The following is a 12,302-nucleotide window of genomic DNA, read 5'->3' on the forward strand; positions in this document are numbered from 1 at the left end:
CGGGCGTGCTCCTAATGGTCGGGGTTATGTGTGATGGGGCCGGCCGCCTTTGCCCGGGCGGAATCCTTGAGGGATGCCGCAAGATTGCGGAGAATTTTCGCCGTCTCCTCGGCGTCATGCTGGCTCCATTCCCGCAGGTATTCCTGCAGAGTGGAGGCGCGGTGCTCTTCGATATCGCGAAGCTTCACGCGACCCGCTTCGGTGAGCGCCACCAGCTGGGCTCGGCCGTCCTCGGGGTCCGGCCTTCTGTGGACGAGACCCAGCTCTTCGAGTTCGGCGATGTGCCGGCTGAGGACAGGGGCGCTGACGCCCAGGCGCGCGGCCAGGTGGGTGGCGCGCGACTCCTTCTCCCCCACAAACCGGAGCACTCCCTGCAACGCCACGCCGGTGTCCATCCCCCGCGAATTCGCGACCGCCACACACCGGACGGCCCGTTGCAGGTCGAAAATTTCGCGCACCAGTTCGGCTGCGGTGCTGGGCTCGACTGCCATCGCGGGCATCCTCCTACTTGTTTGCCTGAAGCAACCATATCTTAAAATGGTTGCTTCAGGAAACTAAGCGGACGGCCTGCGGGTTAAACACCAGGCGCGAACCGGCAGCTAATGCCCTCAAATTGCTGCTCAGAGGGCATTAGCTGCCAGTTCGCGCTGGGTTGTTGCGCTTGTGGTGGGGCCGGGGGTTACGGGGCCAGGTGGGTGGGGGCGAACATCCTTAGCAGGGTTTCGACGACGACGACGTTCGGTCCGTCCGCGGCGAAGCCCGCCTTCAGCGCATCCCCCACGTTTTCCGGGGCCACGCGCGTGGCCGGCACGCCGAAGGCCTCGGCGAGTTTCACGAAGTCCGGGCGCGCGAGCTCGGTGGCCGTGGCCTTGCCGAAGGCGCCCACCATGTATTCGCGCAGGATGCCGTACCCGCCGTCGTCCACGATCAGCCAGGTGACCGGCACGTTGTGCTGCTTGGCGGTGGCCAGTTCCGAGATGGAGTACATGGCAGAGCCGTCGCCGGAGACCGCCAGCACCCGCGCCGAAGAGCCGGACTTGCCCACGGTTTCGAGGCCCACCGCTCCCCCGATGGCCGCGGGGAAGCCGTAGCCCAGCCCGCCGGCACCCTGGGCGGAATGGAACTGGCCCTCGCGGGCGTCCCAGCAGCTCCAGCCCCAGTACGCGGAAATGGTCATGTCCCAGAAGGTCTGCATGTCCGCGGGAACGGCCTCGCGGATGTCGGCCATGAACGTCAGTTCCTTGCCGACGTCCTGGGACTCGAGCCGCGCACGCACCTTCGCCAGGGTCTCCCGCACCAGGTCCTCCGGCGATGACCCGTGCCAGTTTGACCTGGTTTCGACAGGCTCAACCACCAGGGAAGCATCCAGGGCGGCGAGCGCTTGGCCGGCGTCGGCGCGGATGCCCAGCCCGGGCCGGTTCGATTCGAGCACCCGGGGTTCGGCGTCGATCTGGATGATTCTGCCCCGTGGTTCGAACGTGAAGTAGTTGGACGTGACTTCACCGAGCGAGGAGCCGATGACGATCAGCACGTCGGCATCCTCGAGGACGTCGGTCATGTGGCGGTCCTCGATCCAGGACTGCAGCGACAGCTCGTGGTTCCACGGGAACGCGCCATTTCCGCCGGGGGTGCAGATCACCGGGGCGCGCAGCTTCTCAGCGATGGACAGCAGCGACTTCTCGGCCCGCCCGCGGCGTGTGCCGCCGCCGGCGATGATGGCCGGACGTTCCGCCGCCGACAGCCATTTGACGGCTTCGCGGACCAGCTCAACACGCGGCGGGTTGTCCGCCGCTTCGGCGAGCGCGTCCTCCACCGGAGGGACCATGATGGGATCGAGCAGGACATTCTGCGGAATTTCCAGCCAGACGGGGCCCTGCGGCGAGGAGATGGCTTCCGTCCAGGCGTCCTGGATGGCCGACGGAATGCCGGAGGCGTGCTGGATCAGACGCTGGCTCTTGGTGACGTTCGCGGCCGAGGCCTTCTGGTCATCGAGCTGGTGCAGCATCCCCTTCCGGCGCGCTCCCAGTCCCTCCAGCGGGATCTGGCTGGCGATGACCACCATCGGCACGCCGGTGGCATAGGCCTCCTGCAGCCCGGCGAGGGAGGTCAGCGCACCCGGGCCGGTGGACAGGAACAGCACGCCCACCTCGCCTGTGGCCCGCGAATATCCGTCGGCGGCGAAGGCACTGTTGTTTTCCACGCGCGACGACACGAAGTGCAGATTTCCGCGGCCCATTGCGTCAAACAGGCCCAGCGCGTGCTGGCCCGGGATGCCGAAGACGGTCTTCGCGCCCAGCGCCTCGAGGGTTTCGACGACGAGGTCCCCGCCGTTGCGTACGTCCGTCCCCTTCGTGGGGGCTGCTGTGCCCGGATCGAAATCGATCACTGCGCCGCCCCCGCAGCCTGACGGGTGATTCCGGCCTCGACAGGCTCGGCCAGCGGCGAGGACGCCGCGAAGCCGGCCGGGCGACGGGATTCCTGTCCCAGCGCCTGCGCGGCGTAGCCGGTGTCGGCCCCGAACCGGTCCCCTTGGACGGTGTTGTCGGCCATCAGGGTGACGAGTTCGTAGGCAACGTGGCTGGCGGCGACGCCCGTGATTTCGGCGTGGTCATAGGCGGGCGCGACTTCGACGACGTCGGCCCCCACCAGGTTCATGCCGCGGAAGCCGCGGATGATTTCGAGCAGTTCCCTGCTGGTGATGCCTCCGGCTTCCGGGGTCCCCGTTCCCGGGGCATGCGCGGGGTCAAGGACGTCGATGTCCACCGAGATGTACAGCGGGCGGTTGCCGATGCGGTCCCGGACCTTGGCCACGGTCTCGAGGACGCCCTGATAGTAGACGTCGGCCGAGGTGACGATGCCGAAGCCGAAGCGGTGGTCGTCATCGAGGTCCTTCTTGCCGTACAGCGGGCCGCGGGTGCCGATGTGGCTGATGGCCTCGGTGTCCAGGATGCCCTCCTCGACAGCGCGGCGGAACGGGGTGCCGTGGGTGTATTCGGCCCCGAAGTAGGTGTCCCAGGTGTCCAGGTGGGCATCGAAGTGCAGCATGGCGATCGGACCGCCGGCACGTTCTGCGGCAGCGCGCAGCAGCGGCAGGGCGATGGTGTGGTCCCCGCCGAGGGTCATCAGCTTGCTGCCGGACGCGGTCAGGTCCAGGGCGTTCTGCTGGACGGTCTCGATGGCCTCGTTGATGTTGAACGGGTTGACGGCCATGTCGCCGGCGTCTGCCACCTGGCAGTTCTCAAACGGGCTGACATCCCAGGCGGGGTTGTAGGGACGGAGCAGGCGGCTGGCCTCGCGGACGTGGTTGGCGCCAAACCGGGCCCCGGGGCGGTAGGAAACCCCGGAGTCGAAGGGGACACCGACCACGGTGATGTCCGCCTTGGCCACCTGGTCCAAGCGGGGCAGCCGGGCATAGGTGGCGGCTCCCGCGTAGCGGGGAATTCGGGATGAATCGATGGGGCCAAGGTTGCCGTTGGCTTCGATGCGCAGCTCTTCCAAAGGAACGCCTCTCCTTCGAGGATGAAAGGTGGGTGTGACAGCCATCATACACTCGAAGTTGCCCAATGTGCATCACCTGTTTACAAATCACTGGCAGGCGGGCGCAAAAAACCCGGACCGCCTGTAGGCGGCCCGGGTCGGCTCATGGGAAGAGGAATGGCTACCGGCTGGCGGCAGGGACCAACACCCACAGCACCTCGACGGACTGGTCCGTCGGGTTCACCCAGGTGTGCGGCTCACGCCCTGGAAACGTGACGGTGTCGCCGTCGGAAAGTTCATATTCCTCGTTGGTGAGGATGAGCTTGATGGTGCCCTTAATAACGTGCAGCACGTCCACGTCGCAGTCCACGGCGTAGAGCTCGGACTCACCGCGGCCCCGCGGCTCGATGACCGCCTGGATGATCTGGACCCGCCGCTCCGAGCGGGCGGTCAGCAGCCGCTCAACGATCCCCTCGCCACCAAGCGAAATGCGGGGACCGGCGTCGCGCTTTGTCAGGTGGGTTTCCGGGGCGGCGAAAAGGTCGCCGATGGAGATGGACAGCACTTGGCACAGGGTGACCAGCGAGGCAACGGACGGCGAGGTCAGGTCGCGCTCTACGCGGCTGAGGAAGCCCTTGGTCAGCCCGGTGGCGTCCGCCACCTGCTCAATCGTGAGTCGCTGCGACTGGCGGGCGGCACGGATTCTTGAACCGATGGCAACCGGAACATTGCTCGGCTCAACTGGAAGTGCCTTCATTTACGAACCTTTCACGGCCGGCCGCTCGGCCCCATCTTTGGAGCCATACTAGCGGCCCGCCACTCATCTGGCGCCGCCGGAACCGCGTCACAGAGGATTGCGTCTTGACTGTTACTCGAATCACAGCCTACGCTTGAAAGCAACAACTGTTGCCTACGAAGCAACAGGAGCGACCCCCTTAGTTTCCCCCTCAGAGCAGCGCAGTCCGTGCATCCCCAACTGCTACTCCCCCCGGACTGCCGCAAAGCTGCCAGAGCTCCAAGGAGCCCCAAATCATGGATCCAAATTTCGTCAATATCGCCATCGTGGTGGTTTACCTGGCCGCAATGCTGGCCTTCGGCTGGTGGGGCAAGTCCCGCACCCGGAACAACAGCGACTTCCTCGTGGCCGGCCGCCGCCTCGGGCCCTTCCTCTACACCGGAACCATGGCCGCCGTCGTCCTTGGCGGTGCCTCAACCGTGGGCGGCGTCGGCCTCGGCTACAAGTTCGGCATCTCAGGCATGTGGCTGGTGGTCGCCATCGGCGCCGGCGTGCTGCTGCTGAGCCTGCTCTTTGCCGGCACCATCCAGAAGCTCAAGATCTACACTGTGTCCCAGATGCTGACGCTGCGCTACGGAAGCCACGCCACCAAGACGTCCGGCATTGTCATGCTGGCCTACACGCTGATGCTCTGCGCCACCTCCACCGGAGCCTACGCCACCATCTTCGTGGTGCTGTTTGGCTGGGACCGGGCCCTGGCCATCGCCGTCGGCGGCGGCATTGTGCTGGTCTACTCAACGATCGGCGGGATGTGGTCCATCACCCTGGCCGACCAGGTCCAGTTCGTCATCAAGACCGTCGGCATCTTTTTCCTGATGCTGCCGTTCACGCTCAACGCCGCCGGCGGCCTCGACGGGATCCGCAGCCGTGTTGACGCCAGCTTCTTCCAGATCGACGGCATCGGCCTGCAGACGATCATCACCTACTTCGTCGTCTACACCCTGGGCCTGCTCATCGGCCAGGACATCTGGCAGCGTGTGTTTACGGCGAAGACGCCGAAGGTTGCCCGCTGGGGCGGCGCCACGGCCGGCATCTACTGCATCCTCTACGGTGCGGCCGGCGCCCTGATCGGCCTCGGCGCCCGCGTTGCCCTGCCCGACATCGACGTCGCGGCCGCAGGCAAAGACGTGGTCTACGCGGAGGTTGCGCAGAACCTGCTGCCCATCGGCATCGGCGGCCTGGTGCTCGCCGCCGCCGTCGCAGCCATGATGTCCACGGCATCCGGCGCGCTGATCGCCGCCGCCACCGTAGCCCGCGCCGACGTCCTCCCGTTCGTGGCCAGCTGGTTCGGCAAGACGATCAACACGGATGACTCGGACAACCCCGAGCACGACGTCAAGGCAAACCGCATGTGGGTCCTGGGACTCGGCATCGTCGCGATTGTCATCGCCATCATTACCAAGGACGTGGTGGCCGCCCTGACCATCGCGTACGACATCCTGGTGGGCGGGCTCCTTGTCGCAATCCTCGGCGGGCTGGTCTGGAAGCGCGGCACGGGCGTGGCCGCCGCGGCGTCCATGGCAGTGGGTTCCGTCGTCACGCTGGGCACCATGATTTACCTGGAGATCAACGCCGCGGCGCCGCTGGATGGCATTTACGCCAACGAGCCGATCTACTATGGCCTCCTGGCTTCGGCCGTGGTCTACGTGGCGGTGTCACTGTCGACCAGGCCCACCGATCCGGCCGTCATGAGGAACTGGTACCGGCGCGTGGCCGGCCAGGTGTCCGAGGAACCAGCGGTTCACGTCCCGGCCGGCTAGCCTGCGGCTGCCGGCCCCGGCTGAGCCTGCCGGCTTTAGCAACCGAAAACGCCCGACGGCGGTGCCTTCCCCCAATAGGGAACGCACCGCCGTCGACGTTTTAAGGTCGAGGTCAAAACAGACCGGTTAAGACTCGTATTCTTCGTCCGCACGGAACTCGTCGGCGTCCAGCGAGACGACGCGCTCGTCGTCGTCGACCGCTTCCGGCGCGGCGGGAACCACCCGTTCCTCGGAATCGAGGAACTCGTCCTCGGTATCCCAGTCTTCCTCCACGGGGGCATCGTCGGCGAAGTCGTAGGCGGGATCCGATTCGATGGTGCGGCGGGCAGGCTCCGGGTTTGTTCCGGTGGTGTTCATAATGCAGACCTCCGTGTGATTGGACTTCCATGCCCTCCGTCAACGAGGCACGTTTTCATCAGATCACCACCCATGCAGGGGGTCAAGGGCCGCGCCGGAGGCAGGGCGGACAACCCTTCCGGACCGGCAAAATTAAGGGTTCCCTAAAACTTGAGCTGAGGAATACCGGCCGAAAATCCGCGGATTTGCGGGGTAAGCTGGGCATGCAATGGGGCCGAACCATGCCCCATCCAGCCCAGGAGTCCCCGTGTCTCAGCCCGCAAAATCTGACCATCACAGTACAGCCGCCGCCGCCACCCCGGACGCGGCGGACATCAAGCGCTGGCGACAGTACCTGGCGGACGAACGCGCCGAGGCTGCCGTCTACCGGGACCTCGCCCAGAACCGCAACGGCGAAGAACGCGCCATCCTCCTCGCCCTGGCCGAGGCCGAGGGCCGCCATGAGGCGCACTGGCTCAAGCTGCTCGGAGAGCACGCGGGCAAGCCCCGCCGGGCCTCCGCCCGCAGCCGGATGCTGGGTTTCCTGGCCCGGCACTTCGGGTCCGTTTTCGTGCTCGCCCTGGCGCAGCGCGCCGAGGGGCGCTCCCCCTACACCAGGGAGCCCTCGGCCACCCGCGCGATGGCTGCGGACGAACAAATCCATGAGGAAGTGGTGCGCGGACTTGCCACACGCGGGCGCAACCGGCTGGCCGGGACCTTCCGTGCTGCGGTTTTCGGCGCAAACGACGGGCTGGTCAGCAATCTGGCGCTCGTGATGGGCATGGCCGCAACCGGCGTGGCCAGCTCGGTAGTCCTGCTCAGCGGCATCGCCGGCCTGTTGGCGGGTGCCTTTTCCATGGGCGCCGGCGAATTTGTCTCCGTCCGCTCCCAACGTGAACTCCTTGCCGCCACCCGTCCCACCCAGGTGACGCTGGCCGCCGCGCCCCAACTCGACATCGAGCACAACGAACTTTTGCTGGTGTACCTGGCCCGCGGCATGTCCCGCGAGGCGGCAGAACACCGCGTGGCGGAGCGGATGGGGCTCTTCAGCTGCGACTGCGACCCGAGCCTCTCGCTGCGGCCCGAGCTCCCGCAGTCCCAGGATGAGCACGAGGCAGTGGGCACGGCCTGGGGCGCGGCGCTGTCCAGCTTCTGCTTCTTTGCCTCCGGCGCGATCGTCCCCATTGTTCCTTTCCTTTTCGGCATGACTGGCATCGGCGCGCTCGTGACGGCCACGGTGCTGGTTGGCGTGGCACTGCTGGCGACCGGCGGCGTCGTCGGCCTGCTTTCCGGAACGTCTCCGCTGACCCGGGGCTTGCGCCAGCTGGCCATCGGTTTGGGCGCCGCCGGCGTCACCTACCTGTTGGGAATGGTCTTCGGCGCGGTGATCGCCTAGTGCCGGAGAGCGGGCGCCGGAAGCACGCCCGCCATGCGGGATCGGGTCAGCCCGGCCGCCGCTTCATCCGGAACCTTGTCCTGATAACCACACTCGCGTGTGGCGCCTTCCTGGCCGCGGGCCTCGCCTACGGCGATCCGCTCCTGGCGGGCCTGCTCGAGTTCCGGCTCGGGTCCGGAGATGAAAACCCCGCCCCATCCGGTCCCGCTGAGGGCACGGACTCCGGAGAGACCGGCAGGGCGCTCGAAGCCGGCCAGGCCGGGGAGCCCGGCGGAGAACCAGGAACTGCAGACCGCGCGGCGGACGCCCCGCCGCCTGGTTTCGAGGAAGCGGACGCGCCACTCGGCACGCCTGAGGCTCCGCCCGGACCGAGCGGTTCCTACGCGTTTTTGGCCACGAACGACGACGGCACTCCGGTGGGATTTTCACCGTGCCGGCCGCTGCACTACGTGGTGAACGACGATCTTGCCCCGCAGGGCGCTGCCGTACTGGTCCACGGGGCAATCAAGACAATCTCGCGCGCCACCGGCATCCGCTTCGTCAATGACGGTGCCACCGACGAACTGCCGTCCGCGCAGCGCGACCCTTACCAGCCCGAGGCCTATGGGGAACGATGGGCACCGCTGCTGATCAGCTGGACGACGCCGGAGGCCGCGCCCAAGCTCAAGGGCCAGATCATCGGCACCGGGGGCAGCACGCATTACAGCTATGGCGACGGTCCCAAGAGCTTCGTCACCGGGAGCCTTGAGCTGGACGCCCCGCAGATCGGCGTGGAACTGAACGGCCCTGACGGGGCCGGGTATGCCACCGCCGTTATCCTCCATGAACTCGCCCATGTCATGGGACTTGAGCACGTGGACGACCCCCTCCAGCTGATGTACCCGGAAATCGGCACGCCCGACGGTCTGGCGGCCGGGGACCTCAATGGCCTGCAGGCCCTGGGCACGGCGCCGTGCCGGAAGGACCTCTAGGCGTCGAGGACCGCAAGCGCTTCGTCCACGCTGTCCACCAGGAAGATCCGCTCCTCCATCGCCCGGCCCGCGGCGAGGCTCTGCAGCATGGGCCACGTCGGATACCGGCGCTCCCAGTGATCCCGGCCCACCAGCACCATGGGCGTCAAAGTTTCGGGCGCACCGTAGTAGTTCTCGCACGCGTCCTGGAAGATCTCCTGCACGGTCCCCGCCGCGCCGGGCAGGAACACGATCCCGCCATTGCACAGCCCCAGCAGGATCGCCTCGCGGACCGCGTTGGCAAAGTACTTGGCGATGCGGGTCGCGAAGTAGTTGGGCGGTTCGTGGCCGTAAAACCAGGTGGGGATGCCCACCGAAGCCGTTCCGCCCGGATAACGCTCGACGACGGCCGCCGCCGCGCGTGCCCACGCGGACACCGATGGCCGAAAGCCCGGGACGGCTGCCAGCTCGACAAGCACGGCCCGGAACTCCTCCTCGGGCGCTTCGCTAAGGTAGGCGCCCAGGTTGGCCGCCTCCATGGCGCCCGGCCCTCCCCCCGTGGCGACCATCCGCCCGCTGCGGGCCAGCAGCCTGCCCAACGAAGCTGCGTCGGCGAATCCCGGGCTTCCCCGCTGCGCCGCGTGGCCGCCCATGACTCCGACGATGGTGCGTCCCCCGTCCCGGGCTGAGCGGGACAGCTCGTCGAGGGCATCTCCGATGGCGTGGTCGTGCAAGGCAGCAGCGAGCGTGGCATCGAGGCGGTGACGCTGGCCGGGCCGGATGCTCCACTGGTACACCAGGGCATCGGGCGTCTCCTCATACGGGGTGTCCCGGATCCCGGCGTAGAGCTCCTGCGGCGTGTAGAGCTCCGCCCGGTAGGCATCAAATGGCACTCCGGCCAGCTTCGGAAAAATCAGGGCGCCGCGGCGGCGGAGCGCGTCCTCCACCCCGGGATCGAACGTGCAGCCCAGGAAGACGGCGCCTTCGGCGTCCATGGCAGCGAGCGCAGGAGCCCTGCCGCGGAGGTCGAGGGACTGGGCGTGCCAGCCATGCATTGTCTTCGCCCCCGCGCTGACCAGCCGGTCGAATCCGGACAGACTCTCAACCTCAAGGGTCCGCGGGCTCGGGTTCAGGCTGCCGGAGGGGTTCATGATGCCAGCCTAGCGAGCCGCACCGGCCAAGGGTGGTTCCAGGGCCCGGCGTCCCCGCGATGCCCCCGGGATGGACTGCGCGCTGAATGCGGAAGTGCCCCGCAGCTGGGCTGCGGGGCACTGCGGCCGTGCTTCTTCGTTGTCCCTGATCAGACCTGACCAGGGTCAGGGGACCTGCTCCGGGTCAGGAGACCTGGAGGCCACCGTTGATGTCATAGGTGGCGGCGGTGATGTAGCCGGAGTCCGCACCCAGCAGGAAGGAGATGAGTGCAGCCACTTCCTCCCGGGTACCGACGCGGCCCATCATGATGCCTTCGGACATCTGGGCCTTGCGCTCCTCGGAGAGCGTGCCCCCCATGATGTCGGTGTCGATCGGGCCGGGAGCAATGGCGTTGACCGTCACGCCGAACTCGCCCACTTCGCGGGCCAGGGCCCGGGTGAAGCCGATGATGCCGGCCTTGGAGGCGCTGTAGGCGACCTTGGAGTAGGTGCCGCCGCCACGCTGGGCCGAGATCGAGGAGATGCTCACGATGCGGCCAAGCTTGCGCTCGATCATGCCCTTCAGGACGCGCTGGGAAACAATGAAGGTGCCGCGCATGTTGATCGCGAAGACCTTGTCCCACTCCTCCACGGTGGTTTCCATGAAGGTGGTCGGCGAGCTGATGCCTGCAAGGTTGGCCAGAGCCACGATCGGCGGAAGCGTCTCTTCGATCTCGGTGATCGCGCGGTCCACGGACGCGGAGTCCGAGACGTCCGCACCCACGCCGATTGCCTTCACCGCGCGGTTGGAGCCGATCTCGGCCGCTGCAGCCCTCGCATCCTCGGCGTTGATGTCCAGAATCGCGATGGACCAGCCTTCGCTGGCCATGCGGTCAGCCGCTGCACGGCCGATGCCGCGGGCGGAGGCCGCACCGGTCAGGACGACCGTGCGTTCTGCGGGGAAGGAAGTGGTTGAGCTCATTGCAGGTATTCCTTAGGGGTTTCTCGTGGGTGTTAGCGGGTAACGGTGGCTTTGGCGGCTGCCTCGACGGCGGGATCCAGCGCGGCATCACCTTCAGGACGCTTGCGGGCGTAGAGGTAGGTGGCCACGGCGGTGACGCACAGGCAGAAGGAGAGGAACAGCAGGCCGCTCTGGTTGCTGCCGGTGGCGTCGTTGAACAGGCCCACCGCGTAGGGGGCAACGAAGCCGCCGAGGTTGCCCAGCGAGTTCACCATGGCCAGGCCGGAGGCTGCTGCTGCGCCGGTGAGCGCCGCGGACGGCATGGACAGGAACGGGGCGATGGCTCCGTAGATACCCATGGCCGCGGCGGTGAGGGCGATCAGGGCCAGGATGGGGTTGACCTGCAGGAGATAGCCCGCGGACAGCAGTCCCACGCCGGCCAGCACCATGCTGACGGAGCTGTGCCAGGCGCGCTTGCCCGTCTTGTCCGCACGCTTGCTCCAGAAGTAGACGAAAACTGCTGCGATGGAATACGGAATGAGGACGATGAATCCGACCTGGGCGGTGGAGAACTTGCCGAGGGCGGCCACGATCGTGGGCATCCAGAGTCCGAGGCCGTAAATGCCGCAGACCAGGCCGAAGTAGAGGGCCGAGTAGACGATGGTGCGCTTGTCCTTGAGGCCAGCCAGGAAGTTGTGGCTTGCGCCCTTGGACTTGGCTGCGAGTTCGGCATCCATGGTGGTGGTGAGCCATTCACGCTCGTCGGCGTTGAGCCACTTGGCGTCCCGCGGGCGGTCGGTCATGAGGATGGGCGTCAGCACACCGAGGAGAATGGCCGGGATGCCCTCGATGATGTACAGCCACTGCCAGCCTTGAAGGCCCATGACGCCGTCCATCTGCAGCAGCAGGCCGGAGACCGGGGCGCCGAGGGCGTTGGAGATCGGCTGGGCCAGGATGAAGATGCCCAGCACGGTGACGCGCTGCGCGGCGGGGAACCACAGGGTCAGGTAGAAGAGGATGGCGGGGAAGAACCCTGCCTCGGCGGCGCCCAGCAGGAACCGGATGATGTAGTAGGTGGTTTCGCCGTTCACCAGGGCCATCGCGGTGGCGAAGATGCCCCAGGTGATGAGGATGCGGGCCAGCCATTTGCGGGCGCCGAACCTGTACATGCCGGCGTTGCTGGGAACTTCCAGGAGGGCGTAGCCGAGGAAGAAGATGCCCGCGCCGAGGCCGTAGGCCGCGGCGGTCAGGCCGATGTCCTCGCTCATGGTCAGCTTGGCGAAACCGACGTTGTTCCGGTCCAGATAGGCAATGAAGTAGAGCAGGACGATCAGGGGCATGACGCGGCGGCGGACTTTGCGCAGCGTGCGGTCGCCAAGCTCGCCGAGTCCGGAGGGCTTTGTGGTTAATGAAGTCATCATCGACCTTCTATCTGTCGGTTCCGGACCGGCGGCTTCGCGCGGGGGAATCCGAGGCGTTTATGTGCGGGTTGTGTT

General features: G+C 66.9%; 11 protein-coding genes. 3 read left to right on the top strand and 8 right to left on the bottom strand.

Annotation, left to right across the window (positions count from 1 at the left end; translation table 11 throughout):
- Window positions 1-11 precede the first annotated feature (11 nt).
- From JYA52_RS11780 to JYA52_RS11795, 4 genes are all read right to left on the bottom strand, one after another.
- Window positions 12-491 (bottom strand): MarR family winged helix-turn-helix transcriptional regulator, encoded by a 480-nt coding sequence (locus tag JYA52_RS11780; RefSeq protein WP_205653368.1) that lies wholly within the window; start codon window positions 489-491, stop codon window positions 12-14.
- Between the two features lie 188 nt (window positions 492-679).
- Window positions 680-2,386, bottom strand: a complete 1,707-nt coding sequence (locus tag JYA52_RS11785) for a thiamine pyrophosphate-binding protein (protein ID WP_205653369.1) — start codon at window positions 2,384-2,386, stop codon at window positions 680-682.
- Entirely contained in the window at window positions 2,383-3,498 is a 1,116-nt protein-coding gene (speB, locus tag JYA52_RS11790; protein WP_205653370.1) for an agmatinase, read from the bottom strand. The genes JYA52_RS11785 and speB overlap by 4 nt, the downstream gene beginning before the upstream one ends.
- A 160-nt stretch (window positions 3,499-3,658) precedes the next feature.
- Complete coding sequence (locus JYA52_RS11795; RefSeq protein WP_205653371.1) at window positions 3,659-4,234, bottom strand: helix-turn-helix domain-containing protein; 576 nt, start codon at window positions 4,232-4,234, stop codon at window positions 3,659-3,661.
- A 275-nt stretch (window positions 4,235-4,509) separates the two neighbouring features.
- Here JYA52_RS11795 and JYA52_RS11800 point away from each other — a divergent pair, with 275 nt between their 5' ends.
- Window positions 4,510-6,033, top strand: coding sequence for a sodium:solute symporter family protein (locus JYA52_RS11800; RefSeq protein ID WP_205653372.1), 1,524 nt, complete (start codon window positions 4,510-4,512; stop codon window positions 6,031-6,033).
- 126 nt (window positions 6,034-6,159) lie between these two features.
- Here JYA52_RS11800 and JYA52_RS11805 read toward each other — a convergent pair whose 3' ends face one another.
- Window positions 6,160-6,390, bottom strand: a complete 231-nt coding sequence (locus JYA52_RS11805; RefSeq protein ID WP_205653373.1) for a hypothetical protein — start codon at window positions 6,388-6,390, stop codon at window positions 6,160-6,162.
- A 247-nt stretch (window positions 6,391-6,637) separates the two neighbouring features.
- On the opposite strand from JYA52_RS11805, the gene JYA52_RS11810 reads away from it, so the two are divergent.
- A complete protein-coding gene (locus JYA52_RS11810) occupies window positions 6,638-7,765 on the top strand; it encodes a VIT1/CCC1 transporter family protein (RefSeq protein WP_307869362.1) in 1,128 nt (375 codons plus the stop codon).
- Window positions 7,765-8,736: a matrixin family metalloprotease gene (locus JYA52_RS11815; protein WP_307869363.1), complete on the top strand. Its 972-nt coding sequence runs from the start codon at window positions 7,765-7,767 to the stop codon at window positions 8,734-8,736. The genes JYA52_RS11810 and JYA52_RS11815 overlap by 1 nt, the downstream gene beginning before the upstream one ends.
- Here JYA52_RS11815 and JYA52_RS11820 read toward each other — a convergent pair.
- From JYA52_RS11820 to JYA52_RS11830, 3 genes are all read right to left on the bottom strand, one after another.
- On the bottom strand, window positions 8,733-9,866 hold the full coding sequence (locus JYA52_RS11820; protein WP_205653375.1) for an LOG family protein: 1,134 nt from the start codon (window positions 9,864-9,866) through the stop codon (window positions 8,733-8,735). The two genes, JYA52_RS11815 and JYA52_RS11820, sit on opposite strands and share 4 nt — an antisense overlap.
- A 184-nt stretch (window positions 9,867-10,050) precedes the next feature.
- Window positions 10,051-10,827: an SDR family NAD(P)-dependent oxidoreductase gene (locus JYA52_RS11825; RefSeq protein ID WP_205653376.1), complete on the bottom strand. Its 777-nt coding sequence runs from the start codon at window positions 10,825-10,827 to the stop codon at window positions 10,051-10,053.
- Window positions 10,828-10,859: 32 nt separating this feature from the next.
- Window positions 10,860-12,227, bottom strand: coding sequence for an MFS transporter (locus JYA52_RS11830; protein WP_372433814.1), 1,368 nt, complete (start codon window positions 12,225-12,227; stop codon window positions 10,860-10,862).
- Window positions 12,228-12,302 lie beyond the last annotated feature (75 nt).

The organism is Arthrobacter pascens, from assembly GCF_017052465.1.
Lineage (GTDB): Bacteria > Actinomycetota > Actinomycetes > Actinomycetales > Micrococcaceae > Arthrobacter > Arthrobacter pascens.

Bases quoted from the DNA above. Each gene is read 5' to 3' on its own strand.
- JYA52_RS11780 (WP_205653368.1), bottom strand. From the start codon at position 491: ATGGCAGTCGAGCCCAGCACCGCAGCCGAACTGGTGCGCGAAATTTTC.
- JYA52_RS11795 (WP_205653371.1), bottom strand. From the start codon at position 4,234: ATGAAGGCACTTCCAGTTGAGCCGAGCAATGTTCCGGTTGCCATCGGT.
- JYA52_RS11800 (WP_205653372.1), top strand. From the start codon at position 4,510: ATGGATCCAAATTTCGTCAATATCGCCATCGTGGTGGTTTACCTGGCC.
- JYA52_RS11805 (WP_205653373.1), bottom strand. From the start codon at position 6,390: ATGAACACCACCGGAACAAACCCGGAGCCTGCCCGCCGCACCATCGAA.
- JYA52_RS11820 (WP_205653375.1), bottom strand. From the start codon at position 9,866: ATGAACCCCTCCGGCAGCCTGAACCCGAGCCCGCGGACCCTTGAGGTT.
- JYA52_RS11825 (WP_205653376.1), bottom strand. From the start codon at position 10,827: ATGAGCTCAACCACTTCCTTCCCCGCAGAACGCACGGTCGTCCTGACC.
- JYA52_RS11830 (WP_372433814.1), bottom strand. From the start codon at position 12,227: ATGATGACTTCATTAACCACAAAGCCCTCCGGACTCGGCGAGCTTGGC.